The sequence below is a fragment of the Methylobacterium sp. BTF04 genome, assembly GCF_010692745.1.
Lineage (GTDB): Bacteria > Pseudomonadota > Alphaproteobacteria > Rhizobiales > Beijerinckiaceae > Methylobacterium.
On record NZ_JAAHTB010000007.1, the window covers coordinates 93,849 to 118,916 of the forward strand.

The 25,068-nt window shown below is 67.4% G+C and carries 21 protein-coding genes; 12 read left to right on the forward strand and 9 right to left on the reverse strand.

What is annotated here, in order from left to right; genetic code table 11:
* Positions 1 to 77: 77 nt before the first annotated feature.
* Entirely contained in the window at positions 78 to 2,282 is a 2,205-nt protein-coding gene (locus G3T14_RS06610) for a 3-hydroxyacyl-CoA dehydrogenase NAD-binding domain-containing protein (RefSeq protein WP_163641240.1), read from the forward strand.
* 164 nt (positions 2,283 to 2,446) lie between these two features.
* On the opposite strand, the gene G3T14_RS06615 is transcribed toward G3T14_RS06610, so the two are convergent.
* Positions 2,447 to 3,349, reverse strand: a complete 903-nt coding sequence (locus G3T14_RS06615; RefSeq protein WP_163641242.1) for a 3'-5' exonuclease — start codon at positions 3,347 to 3,349, stop codon at positions 2,447 to 2,449.
* Positions 3,350 to 3,434: 85 nt separating this feature from the next.
* Positions 3,435 to 5,885, reverse strand: coding sequence for an NAD-dependent DNA ligase LigA (gene ligA / locus G3T14_RS06620; RefSeq protein ID WP_163641244.1), 2,451 nt, complete (start codon positions 5,883 to 5,885; stop codon positions 3,435 to 3,437).
* A 245-nt stretch (positions 5,886 to 6,130) separates the two neighbouring features.
* On the opposite strand from ligA, the gene G3T14_RS06625 reads away from it, so the two are divergent.
* The 4 genes from G3T14_RS06625 to G3T14_RS06640 all read left to right on the forward strand — a co-directional run bounded on the left by G3T14_RS06625 (position 6,131) and on the right by G3T14_RS06640 (position 9,182).
* Positions 6,131 to 7,045, forward strand: coding sequence for a protein-methionine-sulfoxide reductase heme-binding subunit MsrQ (locus tag G3T14_RS06625; protein WP_163641246.1), 915 nt, complete (start codon positions 6,131 to 6,133; stop codon positions 7,043 to 7,045).
* 86 nt (positions 7,046 to 7,131) lie between these two features.
* Positions 7,132 to 7,452 carry a hypothetical protein gene (locus tag G3T14_RS06630; RefSeq protein ID WP_163641248.1) on the forward strand — a complete coding sequence of 107 codons (321 nt, stop codon included), beginning with the start codon at positions 7,132 to 7,134 and terminating at the stop codon, positions 7,450 to 7,452.
* 50 nt (positions 7,453 to 7,502) lie between these two features.
* On the forward strand, positions 7,503 to 8,057 hold the full coding sequence (locus tag G3T14_RS06635) for a Uma2 family endonuclease (protein ID WP_163641250.1): 555 nt from the start codon (positions 7,503 to 7,505) through the stop codon (positions 8,055 to 8,057).
* Positions 8,058 to 8,168: 111 nt separating this feature from the next.
* A complete protein-coding gene (locus tag G3T14_RS06640) occupies positions 8,169 to 9,182 on the forward strand; it encodes an adenosine kinase (RefSeq protein WP_163641252.1) in 1,014 nt (337 codons plus the stop codon).
* A gap of 39 nt (positions 9,183 to 9,221) precedes the next feature.
* Here G3T14_RS06640 and G3T14_RS06645 read toward each other — a convergent pair whose 3' ends face one another.
* From G3T14_RS06645 to ubiG, 3 genes are all read right to left on the reverse strand, one after another.
* On the reverse strand, positions 9,222 to 10,196 hold the full coding sequence (locus G3T14_RS06645; protein ID WP_163641254.1) for an NADPH:quinone oxidoreductase family protein: 975 nt from the start codon (positions 10,194 to 10,196) through the stop codon (positions 9,222 to 9,224).
* A gap of 66 nt (positions 10,197 to 10,262) precedes the next feature.
* On the reverse strand, positions 10,263 to 10,835 hold the full coding sequence (locus tag G3T14_RS06650) for a YbhB/YbcL family Raf kinase inhibitor-like protein (RefSeq protein ID WP_163641256.1): 573 nt from the start codon (positions 10,833 to 10,835) through the stop codon (positions 10,263 to 10,265).
* Positions 10,836 to 10,895: 60 nt separating this feature from the next.
* On the reverse strand, positions 10,896 to 11,657 hold the full coding sequence (ubiG, locus tag G3T14_RS06655) for a bifunctional 2-polyprenyl-6-hydroxyphenol methylase/3-demethylubiquinol 3-O-methyltransferase UbiG (RefSeq protein WP_163641258.1): 762 nt from the start codon (positions 11,655 to 11,657) through the stop codon (positions 10,896 to 10,898).
* 222 nt (positions 11,658 to 11,879) lie between these two features.
* Here ubiG and G3T14_RS06660 point away from each other — a divergent pair, with 222 nt between their 5' ends.
* The 5 genes from G3T14_RS06660 (at position 11,880) to G3T14_RS06680 (ending at position 19,280) form a co-directional block, all read left to right on the forward strand.
* Positions 11,880 to 13,115 (forward strand): aspartate kinase, encoded by a 1,236-nt coding sequence (locus G3T14_RS06660; RefSeq protein ID WP_163641260.1) that lies wholly within the window; start codon positions 11,880 to 11,882, stop codon positions 13,113 to 13,115.
* 71 nt (positions 13,116 to 13,186) lie between these two features.
* On the forward strand, positions 13,187 to 15,451 hold the full coding sequence (gene ptsP / locus G3T14_RS06665; protein ID WP_163641261.1) for a phosphoenolpyruvate--protein phosphotransferase: 2,265 nt from the start codon (positions 13,187 to 13,189) through the stop codon (positions 15,449 to 15,451).
* A 75-nt stretch (positions 15,452 to 15,526) separates the two neighbouring features.
* A complete protein-coding gene (prfA, locus tag G3T14_RS06670) occupies positions 15,527 to 16,612 on the forward strand; it encodes a peptide chain release factor 1 (protein ID WP_163641263.1) in 1,086 nt (361 codons plus the stop codon).
* A gap of 22 nt (positions 16,613 to 16,634) precedes the next feature.
* Positions 16,635 to 17,504 (forward strand): peptide chain release factor N(5)-glutamine methyltransferase, encoded by an 870-nt coding sequence (gene prmC / locus G3T14_RS06675; protein WP_163641265.1) that lies wholly within the window; start codon positions 16,635 to 16,637, stop codon positions 17,502 to 17,504.
* A gap of 468 nt (positions 17,505 to 17,972) precedes the next feature.
* Entirely contained in the window at positions 17,973 to 19,280 is a 1,308-nt protein-coding gene (locus tag G3T14_RS06680) for a DUF4167 domain-containing protein (RefSeq protein ID WP_163641267.1), read from the forward strand.
* A 63-nt stretch (positions 19,281 to 19,343) separates the two neighbouring features.
* Here G3T14_RS06680 and G3T14_RS25375 read toward each other — a convergent pair whose 3' ends face one another.
* Together G3T14_RS25375 and G3T14_RS24975 are read right to left on the reverse strand one after the other, a co-directional pair.
* Positions 19,344 to 19,472, reverse strand: a complete 129-nt coding sequence (locus G3T14_RS25375) for a hypothetical protein (RefSeq protein ID WP_281409792.1) — start codon at positions 19,470 to 19,472, stop codon at positions 19,344 to 19,346.
* 43 nt (positions 19,473 to 19,515) lie between these two features.
* Complete coding sequence (locus tag G3T14_RS24975; protein WP_246732996.1) at positions 19,516 to 19,923, reverse strand: hypothetical protein; 408 nt, start codon at positions 19,921 to 19,923, stop codon at positions 19,516 to 19,518.
* A 417-nt stretch (positions 19,924 to 20,340) separates the two neighbouring features.
* Here G3T14_RS24975 and G3T14_RS06690 point away from each other — a divergent pair, with 417 nt between their 5' ends.
* Positions 20,341 to 20,505 carry a YqaE/Pmp3 family membrane protein gene (locus G3T14_RS06690; protein ID WP_163641269.1) on the forward strand — a complete coding sequence of 55 codons (165 nt, stop codon included), beginning with the start codon at positions 20,341 to 20,343 and terminating at the stop codon, positions 20,503 to 20,505.
* Positions 20,506 to 20,560: 55 nt separating this feature from the next.
* Here G3T14_RS06690 and G3T14_RS06695 read toward each other — a convergent pair whose 3' ends face one another.
* Positions 20,561 to 21,640 (reverse strand): NAD(P)/FAD-dependent oxidoreductase, encoded by a 1,080-nt coding sequence (locus G3T14_RS06695; protein WP_163641353.1) that lies wholly within the window; start codon positions 21,638 to 21,640, stop codon positions 20,561 to 20,563.
* Between the two features lie 93 nt (positions 21,641 to 21,733).
* Positions 21,734 to 22,840: a calcium:proton antiporter gene (locus G3T14_RS06700; RefSeq protein WP_163641271.1), complete on the reverse strand. Its 1,107-nt coding sequence runs from the start codon at positions 22,838 to 22,840 to the stop codon at positions 21,734 to 21,736.
* A 317-nt stretch (positions 22,841 to 23,157) separates the two neighbouring features.
* Here G3T14_RS06700 and G3T14_RS06705 point away from each other — a divergent pair, with 317 nt between their 5' ends.
* On the forward strand, positions 23,158 to 24,870 hold the full coding sequence (locus G3T14_RS06705; protein WP_163641273.1) for a DEAD/DEAH box helicase: 1,713 nt from the start codon (positions 23,158 to 23,160) through the stop codon (positions 24,868 to 24,870).
* The last annotated feature ends 198 nt before the right edge of the window (positions 24,871 to 25,068 follow it).

Below are 25,068 nucleotides of genomic sequence, written 5' to 3' on the forward strand. Positions count from 1 at the left end.
GAGTACACCTAGAAGTTCTTACAATAATTTAATCGCTCACGCGCCGCCCTTCTTGAGACCTTTTGCGAGGATCAGCGATGAATCTCAACAACTTCCGCTTCGAGACCGATATCGAAGGAATCGCGCTGGCGACCTGGGACATGCCGGGCCGCTCGATGAACGTTTTCACCAATGCGGTGATGGACGAGTTGCATCAGCTGATCGACGGCGTCGTGGCGGATCCCGCCATCAAGGGCTGCGTCATCACCTCCGGAAAGGACAATTTTTCGGGCGGTGCCGATCTCACCATGCTCCAGGGTCTCGGGCGCGCCTATGAGACGCTCAAGGCGGAGCGCGGCGAAGAGGAGGCAATGCGCCACTTCTTCGAGGAATCGCGAAAGCTCACCCTGGTGTTCCGCAAGCTCGAGACCTGCGGCAAGCCGTTCGCAGCCGCCATCAACGGCATCTGCCTCGGCGGTGCCTTCGAACTCTCGCTCGCGTGCCATCACCGGGTGCTGTCGGACGATCCCAAGACCCGCGTCGGCCTGCCCGAGATCAAGGTCGGCCTGTTCCCGGGTGCGGGCGGCACCCAGCGCGTGCCGCGCCTGATGCAGACCGGCGATGCCCTGCAGATGCTGTTCAAGGGCGAGCAGATCCGTCCGGCGATGGCCAAGAACATGGGCCTCGTCCATGAGGTCGCCCCGAAGGCCGAGATCATTGACAAGGCGAAAGCCTGGATCAAGGCCGGCGGCTCTCCTATCGCTCCGTGGGACGTGCCGAAGTTCAAGGCACCGTCCGGCAAGGTCTATTCGCCGGCCGGGATGATGATCTGGCCGCCGGCTAACGCGATCTATCGCCGCGAGACGCACGACAACTACCCGGCGGCCAAGGCCATCCTCGGTGCGGTCTACGAGGGACTACAACTGCCGATGGATCAGGCGCTGCGCGTCGAGAGCCGGTATTTCGCCAAGATCCTACGGTCGACCGAGGCGGCAGCGATGATCCGCACGCTGTTCATCTCCATGGGTGAGCTCAACAAGGGCGCGCGCCGTCCGAAGGACGTGGCACCGACCTCGGTCAAGCGCGTGGGCGTCGTCGGCGCCGGGTTCATGGGAGCGGGCGTCGCCTACGTCTCGGCCAATGCCGGCATGGAGGTGGTGCTGGTCGACCAGTCGCTGGACGCCGCCGAGAAGGGCAAGGCCTACGCCCACAAGCTCGTCACCGATCAGATCAACAAGGGCCGCGCGAAGACCGCTGACCGCGATGCGCTGCTCGCCCGTATCACCACCAGCGCGGATTATGCCGATCTCGGCAGCTGCGACCTCGTGATCGAAGCCGTGTTCGAGGACCCGGCCGTGAAGGCCGAGGTCATCGGCAAGGTCGAGGCGGCGATCCGACCCGACGCGATCTTCGCCTCCAACACCTCGACGCTACCGATCACCGGCCTCGCCAAGACGTCGAGCCGACCGCAGCAGTTCGTCGGCATCCACTTCTTTTCCCCGGTGGAGAAGATGATGCTGGTGGAGATCATCAAGGGTGACCAGACCGGCGACGCGGCCCTCGCCACCGCCCTCGACTACGTCCGGGCGATCAAGAAGACCCCTATCGTCGTGAACGATGCCCGTGGCTTCTTCGCCAATCGCTGCGTCGGCGCCTACCTCCTCGAGGGCCACAAGATGCTCAACGAGGGCATTCCGGCAGCGATGATCGAGAATGCGGGTCGCCAGGCCGGCATGCCGGTGGGGCCGCTTTCGCTCACCGACGAGGTGGCGATCGACCTCGCCCTCAAGATCGTCAAGGCGACGGAAGCGCAGCTCGGCGCAAGTGCCATCGACCCCGCGCAGAAGGCGCTGCTCTCCACCCTCGTCGAGGGCGAGGGCCGCCTCGGCCGCAAGAACAAGAAGGGATTCTACGACTATCCGGAAGGCGCTCCAAAGCGCATATGGCCGGGTCTCGCCAACCTTCAGGCGAATCGGATCGCTGCCGACGATGTCGACTTCTCGGAGTTGAAGCACCGCCTGCTGGTAGTCCAGGCGCTCGAAGCAGCGCGCACAGTGGGAGAGGGTGTGGTCACCGATCCGCGCGAGGCCGATGTCGGCTCGATCCTCGGCTTCGGCTTCGCGCCGTTCACCGGCGGTGCCCTGTCCTATATCGACTTCATGGGCGCCAAGACCTTCGTCGCGCTGGCGCAGGGGTTGGAGGCCAAGCACGGCCCGCGCTTTTCCGTGCCGCAGAACCTCCTCGACATGGCCGCGCGCAACGGCACGTTCTACGGCGACGCGGCCGCCAAAAAGGCGGCGTGAGCCAATCACCGGTTTATCAAATCGGCCCTCTCCCGATCACCGCCTCTTCCTAGGGTGGTGTGGCGAGCCCCAAAGATCGTCTTCGGGGCTCGAAGTATTGTCCGATTGCGCCGTTTTGGCTTCCGAAAGGAGCGGGACCCGCACGATCGTTGGAAGCGATCCGGTCATCCGACGACCGTGCGACCTGCTGCCAGATCGGTCATCTTCAGGCGCTGACGCAGCACCTCCACGTCGTCGTGATTGTCCGAAAGCAGGTCGGTGATGTCGCCCAACAGAAGCGACGTCACATGGCGACACCGGGTTCCGTAGCGCCCCGCCATACAAGTGCAGCGCAGGTGCAGACCGCTGGCGCGATTCTCGAGCGTCACCGCATAGCGATTGCCGCTGCTGCCGCGCATCGAGAAGCGCAGATCGGCCGTGGTCTTGCGCACTGCGCCGGATCCCCCGCCGGCGAACCGCCTGGCCCGGTCGGCGATGGATCCAGGCGCCGGTGGCAGGGCGTTGGCGGGACCGGCCGGGATGGTGGTGATCGGCAGGCGGAGTGCCTTGGACAGGCCGTGGATATGCGGTGCCGCCACCGCGCGTGCGGCGGCGAGCGCAATCTCGGCACACGCATAGGCGTCCTCGCCGGCATCATGGTGCTCGAAGCGAATCCCGAGCCGGGCCGCCACCTTGCCGAGGCCGCAGCCCTCCTCCGCCGGAAACACCCGGCGGGCGATCTGGAGTGTGCAGAGGTAGCTGAACGCCGGCACCGGCATGCCGTAGGCCGCGAGCGAGGCCCGCAGCACGCCCATGTCGAACCCGGCATTGTGAGCGAGCACGAGGCCCGAGGCGAGATCGGGCAGGAATTCCGCCATCACATCCGGAAACACGGGAAGATGGCGCACATCCGCCGGCACGATTCCGTGGACGCGGATGTTGCCGGGGGAGAACCGCAATTCCGGCGGCCGGATCAGCCGCGATTCACGCCGGACGACGGTCCCGTCGGCGATCCAGGCGAGACCGACCGCGCAAGCACTGTCGCGCCGCTCGTTGGCCGTCTCGAAATCGATGGCGAGGACGGTCATGTGAGGTCGCGCATGTGAGGTGTCGGTGGGCCGGCCCGGCCAAAACCGTACCGGGCCGCTGGTTTAGACGCCCAGGATTCCCGCCTCAAGCCTCGGCCACCATGGCCAGCCACGCCTCCTCGCTGACCACGGCGACGCCGTGCTTCTCGGCATCCTTGAGCTTCGAGCCCGCCCCCGGCCCCGCCACGACGAGGTCGGTCTTGGCCGAGACGGAACCCGACACCTTGGCGCCGAGGCGCTCGGCGGTGGCCTTGGCCTCGGAGCGGGTCATCTTTTCGAGGGAGCCGGTGAAGACGACCGTCTTGCCCGCGAAGGCCGTCGCCGTGGCCGGAGCCGCCATCGGCTCGGTCGTCACTTCGGACAGCAGGGCACGCACGGCCTCGTCGTTGTGCGGCTCGGAAAAAAACGCGATCAGTGAATCCGTCGCCACCGGTCCGATCTCACCGTCATCGGCAAAATGGCGGTAGGCGTCCCCCGGTCGCTGCTCGCTTGCCCGCGCGAGGCCGGCCGAGACGGCGTCGGCATCGCCATAATGGGCCAACAGGCTGGCGCGCTGGGGTGCGCTGAGGCGGATACGCCCCTGCGGCGGAAGCTCTTCCCCCTCGCCCGCCTCAACGGGGTCGGTCGTCTCGCGCGGATAGCCGACCTCAAGAAGGCGGTCTCGGGTGGTCGGCCCGATCCGCGAGATCGAGGACAGTTCGATCCAGTCGGGGCCGGCCTGCGCATCCGCCGCCGCCGCGACGCCCGCCATGAGAGCGTCCATGTCCGGAAAGCGCTTGGCCAGGGCCTTCGCCGTCGACTCGCCGATATCGGGGATACCGAGCGCGAAAAGGAAGCGGTTGAGCGGCAGCGAGCGGCGTTCCTCCACCGAGGCGACGAGGTTCTTGATCGCCTTGTCCTCGTCCTCGCCCTTCTTCTTGGTCGGTTTCTTCGGCGTGGGCGCGCCCTCCACGCGACGTTCGGCCGAAAGCGACTCGCGGCGGGCGACGATGGCGGCCTTGAGGGGGTCGAATGCGAGCCGGAACAGGTCGGCCGGCTGCTTGATCACGCCGGCCTCGAACAGCACCTCGATGTAGGTCTGGCCGAAGCCCTCGAGATCGAAGCCGTTGCGTGAGACGAAGTGCTTCAGGCGCTCGACCCCTTGGGCCGGACAGATCAGACCGCCGGTACAGCGGCGCACCGCATCGGGCTTGCCGGTACGCGGGTTGATCTCGCGCACCGCGCGGCTGCCGCAGGCCGGGCAATGGTCGGGGAAGACGAAGGGCTTCGCATTGGCCGGGCGCTGCTCCAGCACCACGTCCATCACTTTCGGAATGACGTCACCGGCACGCTGCACCACCACCGTATCGCCGACGCGGATGTCGCGCCCGTCGCGGATCGGTTCGCCGTCACCGCCGACACCCTGGACGTAGCCCTCGTTGTGGAGGGTTGCGTTAGAGACGACGACGCCGCCCACCGTCACCGGCCGGAGCTTGGCCAGCGGATTGAGCGAGCCGGTGCGCCCGACATTGATCTCGATGCCCTCCACCACCGTCAGCGCCTTCTGGGCGGCGAACTTGTGGGCCAAGGCCCAGCGCGGCGAACGCGAGACGAAGCCGAGGCGGCGCTGGAGAGCAAGGTCGTCGACCTTGTAGACGACGCCGTCGATGTCGTAGCCGAGGCCGGCCCGCTCCGCCCCGATTTTTTCGTAGTGGGCGATCATGGCGGCCGCGTCCGGGCAGGTCACGGTGAGCGGGTTCACCGGTAGATTCCACAGTGCGAAGCGCTCCAGCACGCCGGTCTGCGTCTTCGCGATCTCCTCGGAGACCTCGCCCCAGGCATAGGCAAAGAACTTCAGCGGCCGCGACGCCGTGATACTCGGGTCGAGTTGCCGTAAAGACCCGGCGGCGGCGTTGCGCGGGTTGGCGAAGAGCGATTTTCCCGCCGCCTCCTGGCGCGCGTTGATCGCCGCAAAATCCGCATGCGACAGATAGACCTCGCCGCGCACCTCGCACACGGCCGGCCAGCCTGTCCCGGACAGAACCTGCGGAATGTCGCCGACCTCGCGGGCATTGGCGGTGACGTTCTCGCCGGTCTCGCCATCGCCCCGCGTCGCCGCGGTGACGAGGCGTCCATTCTCGTAGCGCAAGGCCAGCGACAGACCGTCGATCTTCGGCTCGGCGGTGAAGGCGAGCGGGTCGGCATCCGGCCAGTTCAAGAACCGGCGCACGCGCGCGACGAACTCCTCGACCTCAGCGTCGGCAAAGGCATTGCCGAGGGAGAGCATCGGCACGGCATGGCGCACCTTGGCGAATTTCTCGGAGGGCTTCGCCCCCACCGACACGCTGGCTTCACCGGTGCCGGCAAGCTCGGGGAACTTCGCCTCGATGTCCTCCAGGCGTCGGCGCAGCGCGTCGTACTCGCCGTCCGAGATCTCAGGGGCATCCTCCTGATGGTACAGCCGGTCGGCCTCGGCGATCCGGGCCGAGAGCGCCGCGTGCTCCGTACGGGCCGCTTCCGGGCTTGGTGCAGCGAAGATATCATCGGACGTTGGCATGCGCGGACTTCTTGAGCGGGACCGATCGGAGCGGCTTATAGCATCCGCGACCGGTGTGCCTCACCCGAGCCGGCACAATCCCGCCGTGGTGCGATGCGACACATCGGTGGCGTAACGCCAAGCCCACGCTCCGCGAAATGCCTCGACGGGTCGGTCGTCTCGCGGGATCGTGCGGCATCCTACCCCGCGATTTGCTGACCTGGACGCCTATCTCCGACGTCAAACTCCTTCCGCAACGGATCGTCATGCCCGCCCTGCCTGCCCTCTCCGCGCCCTGGCGCGACCGCGCCGGCCGCGTCTCCGGATTGAAGCTCGCGACGTTCCTGTTCGCCCTGGCTCCCGGACTGTGGCTGGCGGGCGCCTATGCGATGGATGCGCTCGGCGCCAAGCCGATCACCGCGCTCCTGCACGGCACCGGCGAATGGGCGGTCCGCTTCCTGTTGCTGTCGCTCGCCGTAAGTCCGCTCCGGCGCATCGCGAACTACCCGAAGCTCATCCTGGTCCGGCGGATGCTCGGGCTCACGGTGCTCGCCTACGGGCTGATCCATTTCGCCCTCTACGTCGTTGACCAGAACTTCGTGCTGACGAAGGTGGTCTCCGAGATCGCGACGCGGATCTACCTCACCATCGGCTTCGTGGCGCTGGTGGGCCTGATCGTGCTCGGCGTGACCTCGACGGACGGGATGATCCGACGCCTCGGCAAGGCGTGGCCGCGCTTGCATAAGGCGGTCTACACCATCGCGGTGCTCGGCCTCGTCCACTACTTTCTCCAGGCCAAGATCGACGTCACGAACCCGGTCTTCTGGACCGGTCTGTTCCTGTTGCTGATGGGCTGGCGGGCGATGCAGCGCTTCCGCCTTCCGACGAATCCGCTCACCCTAGTGGTTCTCGCGCTCGCAGCTGGCCTCGCCACCGCGCTGGTCGAGGCGGCGTGGTACGGGCTCGCCAGCGGCGTACCGGCGAGGGTCGTCCTCGCCGCCAATCTCGACTTTTCCTACACCGTCCGCCCGGCTTGGTGGGTCGTCGGTCTCGGCCTCGTCCTGCCGGTACTGAACTTTGCTCGCACCCTCATGGACGGACGCAACAAGGGGAAACGCCCCGCACCTGCCGCTGCTGAGCGCCGCCAGGAACCCGCTCGGCGAGCCGTTGCGGCACAGTGAACGCCGTATCGGTTGGTCGATTTGCTGTCAGCCTCAGCCGCGCGCATGAAGTTGAGCGAAGAGATACGCCATCCCAAGGAGAAACGATGCGGCGAGTGATCTGTTGCGCATTGGGCGTCGCGAGTTGGGCGACCGCGACGGCGGTCCAGGCCGAATGCGTTCCGGCGCAAGCCCCACTCGCCGCCGCGCGACCGGCGAAGCCGGCCCTGCCGCCTAAACCTGGCTGTCTCGACGCCAAGGGTGGATGCCCGGGCTGGGAAGCCTACAGCTACAACGACGCGATCAAGGCCTACAACGCCCAGGCTGCCACCTTCCGGCCGCTGGCCGATACCTACGTCAAGGCGCTGAACGCCTACGTGAAGGCGGCGTCCGACTACGCCCAATGCGAAGTCAAAGCGCTGCAATGATCGGCATGGCGCCGCTTCGCAGCGTCGCAGCCGCATGGTAGCGTCCCGCCATGAGCGCGCAGCCCAAAGCCCGCATGACGGTCGACGAATTCCTGGCCTGGGCCGAGCACCAGCCGGGACGCCATGAGCTCGTCGACGGCGAAGTGTATGCGATGTCGCCGCAGCGCGTTCGGCACGCCGAGACGAAGTTTTCCGTGCAGCTTGCCCTTCGCACGGCGATCCGCGAGGCCGGCCTGCCCTGCCGGATGCTGCCAGACGGACTCACTGTCCGAATCGATGCCGCGACGAGCTTCGAGCCGGATGCGCTCGTATATTGCGGTGAACGGCTGGATGCCGACGCAACCGAGGCACCAGAGCCCATCATCGTCGTCGAGGTGCTGTCCCCCAGCACCGGCCACGTGGACACCGGACAAAAGCTCGCAGGCTATTTTCGAGTGCCGAGTGTGATGCATTACCTCATCGTCGATCCGAGGAAGGCGATGGTCATCCATCACCGACGTGGGGCCGACGACCTGATCGAGACGCGCATCGCCTCCGCCGGTGTTCTCGATCTGCATCCGCCGGGCCTGCGCATCCCGATCGCGGAGCTCTTCGCAGTTTCCTGACGATCCGATCCGGTCCGCTGGCCGCGCACTTGCCCGGCCCTTGCTTGACCCTTGGGCGAGGGGGTGCGAGAGCGCCGCCTTATCCGCATCTCAGCCAGACTGGACGGCCTCATGTCCGCACCCCTCGACCTGCTCGTGCTCGGCAACGCCATCGTCGACGTCATCGCCCGCACCGAGGAGGATTTCCTCTCGGCACAAGGGGTGCCAAAGGGTGCGATGCAGCTCATCGACGAAGCGCGCGCGGAAGATCTATTCGCCGCCATGGGGCCGGCCACCATCGTGTCGGGCGGCTCGGGAGCCAACACCGCCGTCGGCGCGGCGATCCTCGGTGCGAAGACCGGCTTCATCGGCAAGGTTCGCGACGACGAGCTCGGCGGCCTGTTCGCCCACGACCTCAAGGCGACGGGCGTGACCTTCTCGGTGCCGGCCGCCACAGACGGCCCGGCGACGGCGCGCTGCTTCGTGCTGGTGACGCCGGATGGCGAGCGGACGATGAACACCTATCTGGGGGCCTGCCAGGGCCTGTCGCCGGCCGATGTGGACGAAGCGACCACGGCCGCCGCCCGCGTGGTCTACCTCGAAGGCTACCTGTGGGACCCGCCGGCGGCCAAGGACGCCTTCCGCAAGGCCGTGAAGATCGCGCATGCCGCAGGCAACGCCGTGGCGCTGACTTTGTCGGACGCGTTCTGCGTCGGTCGATACCGCGAAGAATTCCTCGGGCTGATCCGAGATGGCAGCATCGACATCCTCTTCGCCAACAGCGCCGAGTTGCAGAGCCTGTATGAGACCGACGATGCCGACGCGGCGGTGAAAGCCCTGCGCGACGAGCGCGACGCCCGCGGCAAGCACCTGCTCGGCCTCGTCACGCGCTCGGCTGAAGGCTCCCTCGTCGTGCGCGGCGGCGAGATCCGCGCCGTGGAGGCGTCACCGGTCCACGAGGTGGTCGACACCACCGGCGCCGGCGACCTGTTCGCAGCGGGCTTCCTCGCGGGTCACGCCCGCGGCCTCGACTACGCCACCAGCGCCCGCCTCGGGTCGCTGGCGGCAGCGGAAGTCATCCAGCACATCGGCGCCCGGCCGCAGCACGACCTCGTGGCTCTCGCCAAGGCCCAGGGCCTGATCTGAACGCGCGACGCTCCTCGTCCTCCCGAAAGGGGGAAGACGTCACAGCCGCAACAGCACCTTACCCATCGCCGCGCGACGGGTGAGGATGCCGAGCGCCTCCGCATAGGCGGCGAGCGGGTATTCGCCATGGACCTTGGCGGTGAGGCGTCCCTCCTCCACCCAGGCGAGGAGCTGGCGCTGGTTGTCCTGGTGCGCCTGCGGCTCGCGGTCCACGAACACGCCCCAGTGGACGCCCAGGATGTCGATGCCCTTCAGAAGGGCGAGGTTGAGCGGGATGCGCGGAATCTCGCCCGCGGCAAAGCCGATGACGAGGTAACGCCCCTTCCAGCCGAGCGAACGCAAGGCGGGCTCGGCATAGTCGCCGCCGATGGGATCGTAGATCACGTCGACGCCGCGCCCCTCGGTGAGCCGGCGCAGGTCGGCGCGCAGATCGTCGGCGGCATAGTCGAGGGTCATTTGCGCCCCGTGCGCCTGAGCCAGCGCAAGCTTTTCGGCCGATGAGGCGCAGGCGATGACGTTCGCCCCCATCACGCGGCCGAGTTCGACCGCAGCCAGTCCGACGCCGCCGGAAGCGCCGAGCACTGCCAAAGTCTCGCCGGGCTCGAGCCGGGCCCGGTCACGCAGGGCATGGAGCGTGGTGCCGTAGGTGATGGTCAGGCCGGCAGCCTGCGCGTCGCTCACGCCCTCGGGGACTTTGGTGAGGTGCCGAGGCTCGACGGCGATCAACGTGGCACAGGTGCCGAACTTCTGGTGGACGATGACCCGGTCACCCACCCGAAAGCCGGCGGCGTCGGTGCCTACGGCGTCCACTACGCCACAGGCCTCCCCGCCGGGAGAGAAGGGAAGCTCCGGCTTGACCTGGTAGCGGCCCGCGATGATCAACGTGTCGAAGAAGTTGAGGGCAGCGAGAGTGACGCGCACCAACACTTCGCCCGGGCCGGGGATCGGATCGGGCAACTCGGCGATGGACAGGTCATCCGGTCCGCCGAGCCGCGTGCACAACAGGGCCTTCATCGCTCGTCTCCGCGTCTCATCCGCCGGGCGCTTGCCCCGAACCGCGCCGCGGCGCAAGCGATCCGTTCACGGACGTTCGTAAGTCCCGGTGAGGCTGCCCTTTGCCAGGACATGCCCGAGCATCGCGTCGACCACGGCCCCGCGCCCGGGCGAGGCATCGAGGGCCAACGCGCGGTCGATCGCATAGATCTGGAACAGGTAGCGGTGCGGGCCGTGTCCGGCGGGCGGATCCGGCGGCAACCATTGGTTCTGCAGAAAGCTGTTCTGCCCGAGATCCTGACTCTGACTGGCACCGGCGGGGCTCGGGAGCGCACCTTCGTCGAGAGAGCCGGCCTCGGGCATCAGGTTCCAGGCGATGAGATGCACCAGGGAGCGCGGCGTCGGGCTGTCGGCATCCTCCACGATCAGGACGACGCGTTCGGTGCCGGCGGGCAGGCCACTCCAGGCGAGGGGCGGCGAAACCTTGGCGCCGTCCTCGGTGAACCGGGCGGGGATCGCCGCGCCGTCGGCGAAGGCTGGGCTTGTCAGGGTTACGGTCGCCGGCACGTCGGCGAAATCGGCGACGGAGGTGGTGGTCTTGAGGCCCGCCTTGAGGCCGGACAGGGCCACACCGACCACGTGGGGAAGTTTCTCGAGCATCGATGTCTCCTTGGGCATCTCCTGTCGCCGACCGGTCAACGACGCGAGGCGCCTGCGGGTTCAGGTACCGCGCGCCGCGCTCACCATGTAGTTCACCGCCGTGTCGCGGCTCGCGCGCCAGGACTGGTCGAGCGGATTGAACACCACTCCCGTGGTGTCCGTCATATGCAGCCCCCCGGCCTCCACCGCCTGGGCGAGTTCGGCCGGCTTCACGAACTTGTCCCAATCGTGGGTCCCACGCGGCAGCCAGCCGAGCACGTACTCCGCGCCGACGATGGCGAACGCGAAGGAGCGCATCGTCCGATTGAGCGTGGCGGCGAAGAGGAGCCCGCCCGGCTTCACCGCCAGACAGGCGGAGCGCACGAAGGCCGGCATATCGACGACGTGCTCCACCACCTCCATGGCGAGGACGATGTCGAAGCGCTCCCCCCCGGCCACGACCGACTCGATGGTCTGAGACCGATAATCGACCGCGACGCCTTCTGACTCGGCATGGGTGCGGGCAACGGCGATGTTGGTGGGAGCCGGGTCGAGTCCGGTGACCCGCGCTCCGAGCCGCGCGAGCGGCTCGGACAGCACGCCGCCGCCGCAGCCGACATCGACGATGGTGAGATCGGCGAGAGGATAAGGCCCATTCGGATCACGCCCGAAATGGCGGCAGGCGGCGTCGCGAATGTAGGCCAAACGCACCGGGTTGAAGCGATGGAGCACGCCCATCGGTCCGTCCTCGGCCCACCACGTCGCGGCGATGGCCTCGAAGCGAGCGACCTCCTGCGGGTCGATGGAGGCGTTGGCCGTCGAGGCCTTGGTGTCTGCGCTCATCGCGTCGGTTCCGCTTCTCGCCCCGGCGCACGGGGCCGCCAGTTGGTGCGGGCGGTCCCGATTGTTGACACGCCCCATGCGCCCTTGTACCCGCCGGAGCCCTGAGCGGTACAGCGCAAGAACGCGGTGCCGGACGCGCGCCGGGGGACATCCCGCGGCGGGCTCGACCGTCCCGATCCGGGGCCGGATCGTTTCACGAAAAAGAATCGACGCGGACGCGACATGCCCCGTTTGGTGATGAAGTTCGGTGGCACGTCCGTCGCCACTGTCGAGCGTATCCGCAACGTGGCCGCCCACGTAGCGCGCGAAGTCGCGGCCGGTTACGAGGTCGCGGTGGTGGTCTCGGCGATGTCGGGCAAGACCAACGAGCTGGTCGCCTGGGTCAAGGACGCCGCTCCGCTTTACGACGAGGCCGAGTACGACGCCGTCGTGGCCTCGGGCGAACTGATCACTGCCGGTCTGCTCGCGGTCGCGCTGCAGAAGATCGGCATCAAGGCACGCTCCTGGCAGGGCTGGCAGGTTCCGATCCTCACCTCCGACGCGCACGGCTCGGCCCGGATCGAGGGCATCGACGGGGCGCGGCTCGATGCCGGCTTCAAGCGCGGCGAAGTCGCGGTCATTGCCGGCTTCCAAGGCATGCACGAGGCGACGGGCCGCGTGACGACGCTCGGCCGTGGCGGCTCAGACACCAGCGCGGTCGCCATCGCCGCCGCCATCGGCGCCGAGCGCTGCGACATCTACACCGACGTGGACGGCGTCTACACGACGGATCCGCGCGTGGTGCACAAGGCCAGACGCATGGAGCGGGTGACCTTCGAGGAGATGCTGGAGATGGCATCGCTCGGTGCCAAGGTGCTGCAGGTTCGCTCCGTCGAGCTCGCCATGGTCCACCGCATACCCACCACCGTGCGCTCCAGCTTCGATCCGCCGGACAACGCCCGCCCCGGCACCCTCATCTGCGACGAGGACGACATCGTGGAACAGCAGATCATTACCGGGATCGCCTTCTCCAAAGACGAGGCGCAGATCACGCTTCGCCGCGTGAAGGACAGCCCAGGTATCGCCGCCGCCATCTTCGGGCCGCTCGCAGACGCCAACATCAACGTCGACATGATCATCCAGACCGTGTCGGGCGACCAGTCGACCACCGACATGACCTTCACGGTCCCGTCGGCCGACTACGACCGCGCCCGTACGATTCTCGAAGCCCAGAGCGACATCATCGCATTCGCCCAGATCGAGGGCGCCACCGACGTCGTGAAGGTTTCGGCGATCGGCGTGGGAATGCGCAGCCATGCAGGCGTGGCCGCCAAAGCCTTTCGGGCGCTGGCGCAAAAGGGAATCAACATTCGCGCAATCACCACGTCGGAGATCAAGTTCTCCGTCCTCATCGATGCCGCCTATACGGAGCTTGCCGTTCGCACGCTCCACTCGCTATACGGCCTCGACCAGGCCTGAACACACGCGCTTGCCACGCGCACGAAACTTGCGCGTGATGTCGCGGTAGTCGAAGCCGGATCGAGGAGACCATGCCCGCTGCGCCCGGAGGCCCGCGCCTGCTGCTGCGCCGCCTCCGCGAGGCGATGGCGGAGCCGGTCAGTCCACAGGCACGCCTCGACCGCATCGTCACGCTGATCGCCGCCAACGTCGTGGCCGAGGTCTGCTCGGTCTACGTGCTGAGCGACGACAACACCCTGGAGTTGTTCGCCACCGAGGGGCTGAACCGCGAGGCGGTGCATCTGACACGGATGCGGGCCGACGAAGGCCTCGTCGGCCTCATCGCCCAGACGGCCGAGCCGTTGTCTTTGTCCGACGCCCAGTCGCATCCCTCGTTTGCCTACCGGCCGGAGACCGGGGAAGAGGCATATCACGCCTTCCTCGGCGTCCCGCTGCTGCGTGCGGGAAACACGCTCGGTGTGCTGGTGGTGCAGAATCGCACCTACAGGGTCTATTCCGAGGAGGAAATCGAGGCGCTCCAGACGACGGCGATGGTGCTGTCCGAGATGATCGCTTCGGGTGAGCTCCAGTCGCTGGCGCCGGGTGCGGGCACCACCGCGCGACGTGCGGTCACCCAGCGCGGCGTTGCGCTCGCCGACGGCATCGGCCTCGGCCACGTGGTGCTCCACGAGCCGCGCATCGTCATCAAGACGCTGATCGCCGAGAACGTCGACCGCGAGGTCGAGCGGCTTGAACTCGCCATCGGCGAAGTCCGCTCGGCCATCGACGACCTGGTCGAGCGCGGCGACAGCATCGGTACCGGCGAATCCCGCGAAGTCCTCGAAACCGTCCGGATGTTCGCGCACGACAAGGGCTGGCTGCGCCGGATGCGCGAAGCCGTCCATTCGGGTCTCACCGCCGAGGCCGCTGTGGAGCGGGTCCAATCGGACAATCGCGCCCGGATGATGCGCCAGAGCGACCCCTATCTGCGCGACCGCCTGCACGACCTCGACGACCTCGCCAACCGCCTTCTGCGCACCCTGATCGGCGCCGAAGGCAGCGGCGCGCAACGAGTGCTGCCCGAGAACGCGATCCTCGTCGCGCGCTCGATGGGTCCGGCCGCGCTCCTCGACTACGACCGCACGGCCTTGCGCGGCGTGGTGCTGGAGGAAGGCGGCCCGACCAGTCACATCGCCATCGTGGCGCGCGCCCTCGGCATTCCGGCCGTGGGCGAGATCGCCAACGCCACGGCCTTGTGCGATGCGGGCGACGCGATCATCGTCGACGGAGCCACCGGTGAGATCCAGGTCCGGCCCGGACCCGAGATCGAGGCGGCCTATGCCGAGATGGTGCGTGTGCGCGCCAAGCGGCAGGAGCAGTACCGCGCTCTGCGCGACGTGCCCGCCGTGACCCTCGACGGCACCGCCATCGGCCTGCAGCTCAATGCCGGACTACTCATCGATCTCACGCACCTGCACGAGACCGGAGCGGACGGCATCGGCCTGTTCCGCACCGAGCTTCAGTTCATGGTGGCCCAGCGCATGCCGTCGGCCGCCGAGCAGCAGACTCTCTACGAGGCGGTGTTTTCCGCCACCGGCGACCTGCCGGTGACGATCCGGACGCTGGACATCGGCGGCGACAAGATCCTGCCGTACATGCCGGCGCTGGAAGAAGAGAACCCGGCCCTCGGCTGGCGGGCGATCCGTATCGGCCTCGACCGTCCCGCCCTGTTGCGGGTCCAGTTGCGCGCGCTGCTCAAGGCGGCGGCCGGGAGGCCGTTGAAGATCATGTTCCCGATGGTGGCGACGGTGGACGAGTTCACCCGTGCCAAGGCCATCGTCGAACGCGAGAAGGCGCATCTGCGCCGCCACGGCCATACCCTGCCGAGCGATTGCAAGCTCGGCGTGATGGTCGAGGTCCCGTCCCTGCTGTTCCAGATCGACGAGATCGCCAAGGCCGCAGATTTCCTGTCGGTGGGGTCGAACGATCTGATGCAGTTCCTGTTCGCGGTGGACCGGGAGAACCGCCGGGTCGCCAACAGGTTCGACACCTTGAGCGTCCCGGCCCTGCGTGCCTTCCGCCTTATCGCGGAGCGTGCCGCCGCCGCCGGCTGCCCGGCCACGGTCTGCGGCGAGATCGGTGGCAAGCCTTTGGAGGCGATGGCGCTCATCGGCCTCGGCTTCCGCCAGCTGTCGATGTCGCCGGCCGCCATCGGGCCGGTGAAGGCGATGGTGCTCGCGGTCGATGCCGGCGCAGTCGCCGCATTGATCGATGCGGAGATGGAGCGGGCCAGCGATGGCGAAACGCTCCGGCCGGCACTGGTCGCCTTCGCCAAGAGCCACGGCGTGCCTATCTAACGCGCAGGCGCTGGCTTATGCCGGGCGCGACGTGACCCGACGAACCTTGTCACTGGTGAGAGTACCCGACGGGCGATGACCCCTATTCCAGCAGACCGTCTCGACGCCATCCTGACGCGCCACGACATCGTCACCGCCACCCTCAGCGCGGGCTCGGCCGATTCCGATACGTTCGTGCAGCTGTCGCGCGAATTGTCGGAGTTGGAAGGCGTGGTGGCAGCGATTTACGCCTATCGGGCGGCCGCCGCGAACTTCGCCGATATCGAGGCGCTGATCGACGAGCCCGGCAGCGATTCCGAGATGCGTGCACTGGCCGCCGACGAGAAGCCCGAGGCCGAGGCCGGATTGGAGGCGGCGCATCGGGCGCTGCAACTCATCCTGCTGCCCAAGGACTCGGCCGACGAGAAGAGCGCCATTCTCGAAATCCGCGCCGGCACCGGCGGCGACGAGGCTGCGCTCTTCGCTGGCGACCTGTTCCGGATGTACGGCCGGTACGCCGACACCAAGGGCTGGAAGGTCGAGGTGATCTCCGAGAGCGAGGGCACCGTGGGCGGCTACCGCGAGGTCATCGCCGAGGTTAAGGGCAAGGGCGTGTTCGCCCGCCTGAAATTCGAGAGCGGCGCCCACCGGGTGCAGCGCGTGCCCGACACCGAGGCGCAGGGGCGCATCCACACCTCCGCCGCCACGGTGGCGGTTTTGCCAGAAGCGGAAGAGGTCGACATCGTCATCAACGACGCGGACCTGAAGATCGACACCATGCGCTCGCAGGGGGCGGGCGGACAGCACGTGAACAAAACAGAATCGGCGATCCGCATCACCCATATGCCGAGCGGTATCGTGATCTTCGTCCAGGAGGAACGCTCGCAGCACAAGAACCGGGCGCGCGCCATGTCGCTGCTGCGCTCCAAGCTCTACGATGCCGAGCGCACCGCCAAGGACGCGGTACGGGCCGCCGATCGCAAGTCGCAGGTGGGCTCGGGCGACCGCTCGGAGCGTATCCGCACCTACAATTTTCCCCAGGCCCGCGTCACCGACCATCGCATCAACCTGACCCTCTACAAGCTCGAAGAAGTCTTGGCAGGCGTCGCGCTCGACGAACTCGTCGACGCCCTGGTCACCGAACATCAGGCGGAGCTGCTCGCCGCCGAGGGCATGGCCTGAGGATCGCACGACGGTAGGCGAGATGAGGACCCTCGAGGCGAAGACCAGCCGTACGGACGCTCTGAAGGCGATCGCACAGGCCTTTGCCGACCACGGGATCGGCGCCACCGATGCGCGCTTCCTCGTGCTCGATGTCCTTGGGATCGGCACCACCGACCTGATCCTCGGTGGCGACGAGCCGTTGGGTGTGGAGGGCGCGGGTCGGCTCGGTTCGGCGGTGGAGCGCCGGCTCGCTGGCGAACCGGTGGCCCGGATCGTCGGCGCCTGGGAATTCTGGGGTCTGCCCTTCGGTCTGTCGCCGGACACGCTGATCCCGCGCCCCGACACCGAAACGCTGGTGGAGGCGGCACTGGCCCTCCACCTCGATCGTCGGCGTTCCCTGCGGGTGCTCGATCTCGGTACCGGCTCGGGCTGCATCCTCGTGGCACTGCTCACCGAAAGGCCGTTGAGTTTCGGAATCGGTCTCGATCGCTCGCTCGGAGCCTTGAAGCAGGCTCGGATCAACGCGTTCGCCAACGGCGTCGGGGAGCGTGCCGCCTTCGTCAACGCGGATTGGAGCGCTGGGCTCTCGGGGCCTTTCGACCTCGTCGTCTCGAACCCGCCCTACATCGCGAGCGCGGCGATCCCTGGCCTCGACGCCGAGGTCCGCCTGCACGACCCGACCGCCGCCCTCGACGGCGGCGCGGACGGACTCGACGCCTATCGGTGCATCGTCGAGCAGGTCGCCGCCGGCCCGGTCTGCCTCGACCAAGGCGCAGCCATCGTTTTCGAGGTGGGGTACGATCAGGCCGATGCGGTGGTCGAGATCGGCATTTCGGCCGGTTTCGCACATGCCGAGATCACGCGCGATCTGGCCGGGCACGCCCGCGTGGTGACGCTGAGGGCGTCCTGATGCAGGGACATTCGCGAAAAAATCGTTGGCGCAACCGAAAGTCGTGCAAAAAAAGCTTGTTGCGGTATCGGCAAGCGGCTAACCTCATGGGCAGATCGCGAACGATCCGTTAAGACGGATTGCGGTAGGAAAGTTAGCGGCATTGCTCCGCGGCTTTTTTAGACGGTCTCCCCACGATCAGGCTGGCGCGCGCAGGACGAAGCGCAGGAGCTTGGTCAATTCGAGCCTGAAAACCGAAGGACGCCTGGACGCTCAGCGCGAGCCTCGGTTGACGGGACACACGGCAAGCACGGCGAAATCGATCGCGGACCAAGACCCGGATCACGAAGACGACCCGGGTCATCCGGCGCCACCGACCAGCCCCGACCATGGGCGCCGTCGCGGTCGACCGGACACCTCCGCATCATCAGACGCTCCGATACGAACGAGGGTCAATCGAGACCGATGAGACCAAACCAGAACAGACGGATGCGCGGTCGTAACCGCCCCAAAGGCCCCAATCCGCTCACGCGCTCCTACGAGTCGAACGGTCCCGACGTTAAGATACGCGGCACCGCGCAGCACATCGCCGACAAGTACGCCCAGCTCGCGCGCGACGCGCAAGCGAGCGGCGATCCGGTCGCTGCGGAGAACTACTTCCAGCACGGCGAACATTATTTCCGGATTATTTCCGGTGCTCAAGAACAGAACCGTCAACAGGCGGCCGGCTACGCCCGCGGCTTCGATGATGGCGACGACGAGGGTGACGACGATCAGGCCGCCCCGCTCGGCTACGCCGCCAGCAGCTACGGCGCGAACGGGTATGGCGACGAGTATTCGGATTCGAGCCCGCAGCCACAGCCCTACGAGGCGCGGCAAGAATCCAATCGCCAGGAGTCCAATCGCCAGGACTCAGGACGGCAAGATTCGGGTCGGCCGGACGCAGGACGGCAAGAGTCCAGCCGTCAGGAGCCCAACCGACAGGATTCCAATCGTCAGGATTCCGGGCCGGACAACACCCGCCAGAACCGGCGCGATCGGTTCCAGAACCGCACCGACCGCCCCCAGCGCTTCGACAATCAGCGCCAGGATGGGAACCGACCGGACTATACTCGGCAAGAGTCGAACCGGCAGGATTCCAACCGTCAAGACGGGCCTCGGCAGGACTACAATCGCCAGGACAGCCAGCGCAACGACAACCCGCGGCCGGATTACGGCCGGCAGGATTCCCAGCGTCAGGACAATCCGCGACAGGATTTCAATCGCCAGGATCAGCCGCGGCAGGAGCAGCCCCGCCAGGAACAGCCCCGCCAAGACCTTCCGCGGCAGGACCTTCCGCGCCAAGACCTTCCGCGCCAAGACCTTCCGCGCCAGGACTACGTGCGTCAGAACCAGCCCCGTACCGAACCGTCACGGTTCGATAACGGGCGTGGCGAGACACCGGTGGAGGCTCCGCGCCAGGACCAGACCGCTCCGGATGCCGGCCGCCAGGAGGCTCCGCGGCGTACGAACGACGCCCCTGTGCGGCGTAACCGTCGACGCGAAGAGCCCGACTTGCGTCCGGCCGCCGAAGATGTCGCGGCGTTGCCGGCCTTCCTGATGGCCCCGACCCGGCCCGCGCCGGTGGCGGAGCGTGCGGTGGAGAGCCAACCCGATGCGGCTTCGTCCGCGCAGGGTGACGACACCCCGCTGACCGCCCCGAAGCCACGTCGGCGCCGCCGCGCGCGGTTCGAGGGTTCGGATATCGGCGAGGCCGGCGGTTCGGAGAGGAATGATCCCTCGTCCGTGACCGAGTAAGCCTCGACCGATCTGCGTTACGCGCCAGAAGGCCGCTTTCCTCGGGAAGGCGGCCTTTTTCGTTCAATGGTCGCCGTTCCAGACCGCAGTCCAATCGCCGTAGGCCTGGACGCGATGGCGATGGCAGCGATGGCGGGCGGCCTCACCGAACGGAGCGAGGTCCCAGATCCAGGCCCGATCGGGTTCGGGCAATGTGAGCCCATGCAGGAGGTCGAGCCGATCGACGATCCGCCCGTCACGGCCCCTTATCCACCTGCTCGACATCCGTGACGAGACAGACGCGGGCCGACAGCCGCCCGAGACCGTCGAGGTGTCCCCGTACGATCCGACGGCCGAGATCCGGCGGCGGTACCCTTCCGCGGCTCCCGAACCAATCCAACGGCAGGATCGGCAATTGCGAGAGGACGTTGGCCGAGATCACGAGATCGACCTCCGGATCCCCGCACAGGGGGCCAAGAGGATCGGTAATGGTCGCGTCGCCATCGTGAAAGCAGGCGGCGGCGCCGCTGATCTCGGCGGTGACGAAGGTTACGTTGGGATAGGCGCGCGCCTGGCGCCGGGCCGGCCGCAGATGAACGGCATCGACGAGGCGGACCTCACGGAAGGTTGCGGCTAGGACGTCGAGGGGCACGTCGTCGAGCAACCCGGAGCCGAGGACGACGACAACCCGCCGGCCGTCTCCTCACAGGCTTGAGCGATGACGGCGCGCGCGGCCGTGAGGTGACCGGCCCAGGCCACGCGACACCGGCGCGACCGCGACAGCAACAGAACGCTCTCCCGCAGGTAGCCGAGGCGGCGGAGCGCGCGCGGGACCGGGTTGGTCAGATAGTGGACGAGTTCGGTCAGCATCGGCGCGCGCCACTGGCATCCTGTCGCGACGGCGCATCGTCGGCGACCGCACACGCGCCGACGAGTGGATCAGCCATATTCGGCGTGTGCCGCCCGAGAATTCGGAACATCGTAGGTACAAGACCCAAGAAACAACGCCGACCGGGGAACCTGAGCCCAACCTTGGCGGTTCCGCCCAGGTCTATGTGACCGCAGATTTCTCGGAGACGTCGTGTCGAGCATTATCCGTATCATCCTCGCAATCTTTCTGCCCCCGATCGCGGTCCTCGTGACCGCCGGAATCGGCGTGCAGTTCTTCCTCAACATCCTGCTGACGATCCTCGGCGTCATTCCGGGCATGATCCATGCGCTTTGGATCGTGATGCGCGACCGCTGAGCGATGGACCCGGCTGACTCATGCCGGGAACGGAGCTTATTCCAAGGCCAAAATCCTACAGCCGGTCCGCCACGTCTTCGGCGAGCGACAGGGCAGCGGTGAGGCCGGGACTTTCGATACCGAATAGGTGAACGAGGCCGGTCAGGCTGTGCTCGGCCGGGCCATCTATGCGGAAATCCGCCGCCGGTTCTCCTGGTCCGGTGAGTTTCGGGCGGATACCGGCATAATCCGGGGTCAGCGCGCCGTCAGGCAGTCCCGGCCAGTAGCGCCGGATCGCCGCCGTAAAGAGTTCCGCGCGCATCGGGTCGACCACGTAATTCGGCGTGTCGATCCACTCGACATCGGGGCCGAATCGGATCCGCCCGGCGAGATCGAAGGTGAGGTGGATGCCGAGCCCCCCGTCGATCGGCGCGGGATAGATCAGCCGCGAGAAGGCCGGGCGGCCGAGACAGCCGAAATAGCTACCCTTGGCGAGAACACGACGCGGAATCCGGTCGGCGGGATAGCCCTCGGTCGCTGCGGCGAGTGCTTGTGCGGCGAGGCCGGCTGAGTTGACCACACAATCAAAGGGAAGCCGGTCCTCGCCGACCTGGACGGTCCAGCCGGAGCCGGTGCGGGCGATGCGGGTCACGAGACTGTCGAACGCTACGGCACCGCCGGCATCCTCAAGATCGCCCTGCAGAGCCAGCATGAAAGCGTGGCTATCGATGATGCCGGTGGCTGGCGCGTGGAGCGCCGCGACGCATGCGAGGTTCGGTTCCAGAGCGCGCGCCGCAGCACCATCGAGCAGGACGAGACCCGGCACACCGTTCGCCATCCCGCGCGAATAGATCGCCTCGATGGCGCTGCGCTCGGACTCGTCGGTGGCGACGATGAGCTTGCCGCAGGCGGCATGCGGCACGCCGTGGCTGGCGCAATAGGCATAGAGCAGGCGCGCGCCCGCGACGCAGTGGCGGGCGCGCAGCGAACCAGACGGGTAATACATTCCGCCGTGGATCACTTCGGAATTACGCGACGAGATGCCGGTGCCGATGGCCCCCTGCGCCTCCGCCACGATCACCGAATGGCCGCGCAGGGCCAGAGCCCGCGCGACGGCCAGTCCGACAATCCCGGCGCCGACGACCAGAACCTCCATCAGGGCCGCATCCGTCGGCATGAGAACGGCGCCGATCCGGCGTCAGAACGCGCTGCCATCATGGGAGCCGGCCCACTCTCACCTGAATATGCATCAGGGACTGAAGATCAGGACGAGATAGACGAAGAACACCGCGAGGTGGACCGCACCCTCCAGCACGGTGGTGCGAAGGCCCGAAAAGGTCAGAGTGCTGAGGATTAGTGTGACCACGAGCAGCGCCATCTCGGTGGGGGCGAGGCCCAGCACGACCTCCTGGCCGGAGAGCAGCCCGACGGCGAGGATCGCCGGTACGGTGAGACCCACCGTGGAGGTCGCGGCCCCGAGGCAGAGGTTGATCGCCCGCTGCAGCTCGTTGCGCGCCACCGCTTTCAGGGCACTGATACCCTCGGGGGTGAAAACGATGGCGGCGATCAGGACGCCGCCGAGGGCCGAGGGGGCACCGAGCGCCTCGATCCCGTGGTCGAGGATCGCGGCCAAGCTCTTCGACAGCAGCACGATGGGCAGGATATTGGCGACCAGCAACGCGACGTGCGTGAGGATCGGCGCGAGCTTGCTCGGGGCATCCGGGTCGGGCGCCCGCACAACCGCTTTCTCGGGCATTTCGCCTTCGTAGACGAAGAAGCTGGAATGCCGCTTGGTCTGGATCAACAGGAAGATGCCGTAGAGCACCACCGTAAAGACAGAGAACGAGATCGCCTGGAGCGGCGTCAGCGTGCCGCCATGGGTCGATGTCGTGAAGTTCGGGATGATCAGCGCGATGGTGGTCAGCGGAATGATCACCGACAGGAAGGCCGCGGCGCCCTGGAGATTGTAGGATTGCTGGTGGTGGCGCAGGCCGCCGATCAGTAATCCGAGACCGACGATGCCGTTGAGGACGATCATCAGCACGGCGAACATCGTGTCGCGCCCGAGGGTCGGCGCCGCCTTGGCCGAGAGCATCACCGCGGAGACCAGCACCACCTCGATGATCACGATGGAGAGGGTGAGGACGAGGGTGCCGAGCGGCTCGCCCAGGATCTCGGCGAGCTCCTCGGCTTCATGGACGACGCCGAAGGCCATCCACATGATGACGGCGAACAACCAGAGGAACAGCCCCGTGGCCCAGAGCGGTGAGGACAAGTCTCCGAGCCAGGATGGACCGAACACGAAGAAGGCGGCGACGCTCGCCCACCCCACCACCAGACGCAACGCAGCCGCCATCACCCGCCCTTGTTCGACCCATCGCCTTCGCCGGGACGATAGCCGCGGCGCCGGACTTGGTTGTGACACTCGCGCAGGCCGTGCAACAACCCACAAGCACGGCCAAGCGACAGGAATTCCGCTCAGCGGAGTTTGTCGTGCGAGGTCATGCCCCCATTGCACCAGGGGACATGGCGCCGGAGCCCGCTTCGGGCTAGAAGCATCCCTATCCGTAACCGTTCGAGGCCGGAATCACGTCCGGTCGAGTCGTTTCGCGCACACTGCGCGATCGCCGACCGGCGGGTTGTCCGCCTGTTTGCCTGCAAGGCTTCCGCTAAGTGCCATTTCCGACCCTGCCGGCCCCGCTCTCCCGAGCGCTGGCCGCGCGCGACTACGAAGACCCGACGCCGGTTCAGAGCGCCGTAATCGAGGCTGTCGCGCAAGGCCGCGACCTCCTCGTCTCGGCCCAGACCGGCTCGGGCAAGACGGTGGCCTATGGCCTCGCCTTTGCCGAGACCCTGCTCGACGGGCAGGAGCGATTCGGCCCGGCCGGCGCGCCGCTCGCCCTGATCATCGCGCCCACCCGGGAACTCGCCCTTCAGGTCGAGCGGGAGCTGGCGTGGCTCTACGCCGAGACCGGCGCACGGGTGATTTCCTGCGTCGGCGGCATGGATCCGCGCCGCGAGCGGAGCCAGCTCAACGACGGCGCCCACATCGTCGTCGGCACCCCGGGCCGCCTGCGCGACCACCTGGAGCGTCGTAACCTCGCGACCCAGGATCTGCGCGCCGTGGTCCTCGATGAGGCCGACGAGATGCTCGACCTCGGCTTCCGGGACGATCTCGAATTCATCCTCTCGGTGACCCCGAAGGAGCGGCGCACGCTGCTGTTCTCCGCCACCCTGCCGAAGGCCATCGCGACCCTCGCCGAGCGCTACCAGAACGACGCGCTGCGCATCGCCGTGAAGGGCCAGGAGCGCGGCCACTCGGACATCACCTACCGGGCGGTGCGGGTGGTTCCGCGTGAGCTCGAGCACGTGGTGGTCAACACCCTGCGCTTCACCGATGCGCCCACCGCCATCGTGTTCTGCAACACCCGCAACGCCGTGCGGCATCTCCAGGCCGTTCTGACCGAGCGTGGCTTCTCCGCTGTCGCCCTTTCGGGCGAACTTGGGCAGGGCGAGCGCAACGCCGCGCTCCAGGCGCTCCGCGATGGACGCGCCAAGGTGTGTGTCGCGACCGACGTCGCCGCGCGCGGTATCGATCTCCCCACCGTCAGCCTCGTCATCCACGCCGACCTGCCGCACGATGCCGAGGTGCTCCAGCACCGCTCGGGCCGTACCGGCCGCGCCGGGCGCAAGGGCACCAGCGTCCTGCTGATCCCGGCGTCCAAGCGCCGGCGCGCCGAGCAGATGCTGATGATCGCCAAGATCACGGCGGAATGGGCCGGCCCGCCGACCGCGGACGAGATCCGCCGCCTCGACGGCGAGCGCATGTGGCAGGATCCGCTGTTCACCGAGGCCCCGGCCGAGGAAGACGTGGCGATGGCCGAGACCTTGCTCGCCCAGCGCACGCCGCAGGAACTCGCAGCGGCGCTGGCCCGCATCTACCGCTCGCGCCTGCCCGAACCGGAGGAGGTCACCGATCCGGGTGCCGGCCCCGAGCGTAAGGCACGGCCACTGTACGACCCCGCCGATTCGGCGCGGATCGATGCGGAAGGCCCGTCGGTGTGGTTCCGGCTCAACCTCGGCCGGCGCGACAATGCCGATCCGCGCCGTCTGCTGCCGATGCTGACCCGTCGCGGCAATATCGGCCGCCAGGAGATCGGCGCGATCCGCATCTTCGATCGTGAGACCAAGTTCGAGGTTCGCGGCGGAGCGGCCTCCCGCTTCGCGCAGACGTTCGCCAAGAATGGCTCCCCGGAAATCCAGGTGGAGGCTCTGCTCGAAGGTGGCGAGTCCAGCCAGGACAACGAAGGCCCCAAGGGTTTCAAGAGCCCCCGCGCCAACCGGCACGAGCGGGAAATCACCAAGAAGCCGCGCCGGGTGAAGTGAGACACGCGCTCGGCTCTCCCTCCTGCGGAGATAGCCGAGCGTTTTCGGTCACAAACGGCACGGTGTCTCTCAGGGCCGCCCTGCTCGTCTGATACCGGATTCGACTAAACAGCTCGGATCGTCCGGGCACACCGGGCTCCCTCCCCCGTCGGGGTGAGGGCTGCGCACGCTCCGGATAGATCTCACACCTCAAACCAG

Coding starts and splice junctions, on each gene's coding strand:
- ptsP (WP_163641261.1), top strand. CDS start 13,187: ATGCCCGCTGCGCCCGGAGGCCCGCGCCTGCTGCTGCGCCGCCTCCGC.
- G3T14_RS06635 (WP_163641250.1), top strand. CDS start 7,503: ATGAGCGCGCAGCCCAAAGCCCGCATGACGGTCGACGAATTCCTGGCC.
- G3T14_RS06700 (WP_163641271.1), bottom strand. CDS start 22,840: ATGGCGGCTGCGTTGCGTCTGGTGGTGGGGTGGGCGAGCGTCGCCGCC.
- prfA (WP_163641263.1), top strand. CDS start 15,527: ATGACCCCTATTCCAGCAGACCGTCTCGACGCCATCCTGACGCGCCAC.
- G3T14_RS06630 (WP_163641248.1), top strand. CDS start 7,132: ATGCGGCGAGTGATCTGTTGCGCATTGGGCGTCGCGAGTTGGGCGACC.
- prmC (WP_163641265.1), top strand. CDS start 16,635: ATGAGGACCCTCGAGGCGAAGACCAGCCGTACGGACGCTCTGAAGGCG.
- G3T14_RS06615 (WP_163641242.1), bottom strand. CDS start 3,349: ATGACCGTCCTCGCCATCGATTTCGAGACGGCCAACGAGCGGCGCGAC.
- G3T14_RS06610 (WP_163641240.1), top strand. CDS start 78: ATGAATCTCAACAACTTCCGCTTCGAGACCGATATCGAAGGAATCGCG.
- ubiG (WP_163641258.1), bottom strand. CDS start 11,657: ATGAGCGCAGACACCAAGGCCTCGACGGCCAACGCCTCCATCGACCCG.
- G3T14_RS06695 (WP_163641353.1), bottom strand. CDS start 21,640: ATGGAGGTTCTGGTCGTCGGCGCCGGGATTGTCGGACTGGCCGTCGCG.
- G3T14_RS06640 (WP_163641252.1), top strand. CDS start 8,169: ATGTCCGCACCCCTCGACCTGCTCGTGCTCGGCAACGCCATCGTCGAC.
- G3T14_RS06680 (WP_163641267.1), top strand. CDS start 17,973: ATGCGCGGTCGTAACCGCCCCAAAGGCCCCAATCCGCTCACGCGCTCC.
- ligA (WP_163641244.1), bottom strand. CDS start 5,885: ATGCCAACGTCCGATGATATCTTCGCTGCACCAAGCCCGGAAGCGGCC.
- G3T14_RS06625 (WP_163641246.1), top strand. CDS start 6,131: ATGCCCGCCCTGCCTGCCCTCTCCGCGCCCTGGCGCGACCGCGCCGGC.
- G3T14_RS06650 (WP_163641256.1), bottom strand. CDS start 10,835: ATGCTCGAGAAACTTCCCCACGTGGTCGGTGTGGCCCTGTCCGGCCTC.
- G3T14_RS06660 (WP_163641260.1), top strand. CDS start 11,880: ATGCCCCGTTTGGTGATGAAGTTCGGTGGCACGTCCGTCGCCACTGTC.
- G3T14_RS06645 (WP_163641254.1), bottom strand. CDS start 10,196: ATGAAGGCCCTGTTGTGCACGCGGCTCGGCGGACCGGATGACCTGTCC.